This window comes from Photobacterium lucens (assembly GCF_009873615.1).
GTDB lineage: Bacteria > Pseudomonadota > Gammaproteobacteria > Enterobacterales > Vibrionaceae > Photobacterium > Photobacterium lucens.
Window position 1 is genome coordinate 1 of the sequence record NZ_SSMG01000155.1, and the last position, 1761, is coordinate 1761.

General features: G+C 42.4%; 1 protein-coding gene and 1 pseudogene. One reads left to right on the top strand and one right to left on the bottom strand.

The features are described from left to right. Positions 1-55: 55 nt before the first annotated feature. Positions 56-301: pseudogene (locus tag E5A76_RS07240) on the top strand (HI1450 family dsDNA-mimic protein); the annotation flags it as partial. Positions 302-416: 115 nt separating this feature from the next. Here E5A76_RS07240 and emrD read toward each other — a convergent pair. After that, entirely contained in the window at positions 417-1631 is a 1215-nt protein-coding gene (gene emrD / locus E5A76_RS07245) for a multidrug efflux MFS transporter EmrD (protein WP_053989611.1), read from the bottom strand. Between the last annotated feature and the right edge of the window lie 130 nt (positions 1632-1761).

Consider the following 1761-nt stretch of genomic DNA (forward strand, 5'->3'; position numbering starts at 1 on the left):
GAATAGCACAATTGCTGCAGTGTCCTGGGCTCGGAGTTCTGTATAAGAGAGAGACTTAGAGCCAGCAGACGTATTACTATTTACTGCTCAATTTGATGATCGCGGCGCAGCTGAAATTGTTGAAACTCGTGATGACTGGGCTGAGCACACAGGTTTTGATGTTGATGGCGAACTTTACGCTGAAGTGATCATTGGTCTTGTTAACGAAGAAAATGACGAACTAGACGACATTTTTGCTCGTATGCTGATCAGCCGTGATCCTGAGAACAAAGGCTGTCACATCCTATGGAAACGCGACTAATCTCGTAGCCATAACCACTGTGTCAATTGTCACAGCACAGATACAAAAAAGGCGGTATCAACTTCCTAATAAAGGAAAGTGATACCGCCTTTTGTTTATTGGCTTAAAACATGTTTTAGTTTGCCAATACGCTGCTATCTTGACGTTCACTATGACGGATCCATAGCAAACTAAAGACCACAATCAATGCCATCACTGACAATACTGCACCTAGGTTAAACTGATCTTGTGCGCCCATTGCAGAAGCAGCTAATGTCGCTAAACCAGCCCCTAAGTTTTGTAAGCCACCTAATACAGCACCAGCGGTACCAGCATGGTGTGGGAACGGTTGAATCGCTAATGTTGTCGCTGCTGGGAATAAAACACCGGCCCCGATGAAGTAAACAAATGCCCCACCTATTAAGCTAGTTACGGTCACTAATCCTTCCATACCAGGAATAATGATTGTTACTGCACCAGCCAATAATGCAAACATGCCAAGGAATAAAACACGGTTAGTCCCTAGGCGTTTAATTAAGATATTAGAGCCCCAAGAACCCAATAAATAACCCGGTAATGGCAGAATAAATAGCCAACTGACTGTGCTTGGATCAAGCTTTAATACGCTACCCAGTAATACACCAGCCGATGCTTCAAAGGTAGCAACCCCTGCAAACGTCGCAATTAAGCACACGACATAACCTTGGAAACGACGATTTGTTAGCACATGACGATAACTTACCCACACTCGCTCATTGCGACGATTTTCAACGGGTAAGGTTTCACCAAATGAGCGCATTAATGCCACTGTAACAAGTGCGCCAAACACCAATAGGTAAACATAAATCGATTCCCAACCTAGATGCTCAGATAAATAGCCACCTAATACAGGAGCAATTAATGGTGAGAAAATCACCCCCATGCTCACAAGGCTGTTTACTTTATGGAGATCTGCACCATCGTAGCAGTCACGTGTAACAGTACGGCTCATAGCACCGCTCGTACCTGTACCCATACCTTGAATAAAGCTTGCTAATAATAAGATTTCAAAGCTAGGTGCAACTAACGCGATCACAGTACCAATAAGGAAAATCACCATGCCTGAGATCATCACAGGACGTCGACCAATACGATCCGATAATGGACCATAAACAAACTGTGACAAACCGTATGGGATCAAATACGCTGCCATTACCGCTTGTAAATAGGACGCTTTAACACCAAAGAATGTTGCCATTTCAGGGATCGCTGGCACATACATCGTTTGTGTCATTTGCCCTACAGCAATAAAGATAATGAGCAAAAATAGGAACTTGCCCATACTAGAAGACGATTGCTTAACCACAACCATTACCCTCAGACAGAATAATATCTCGTAAAAGATTCGAAAATAAAAAAAACGAACCGATAAAAAGAATAAAATTCTAATTTAAAAACAAACCACGAAAACAACGTTCGATATTTACCCTTATATTAGAATC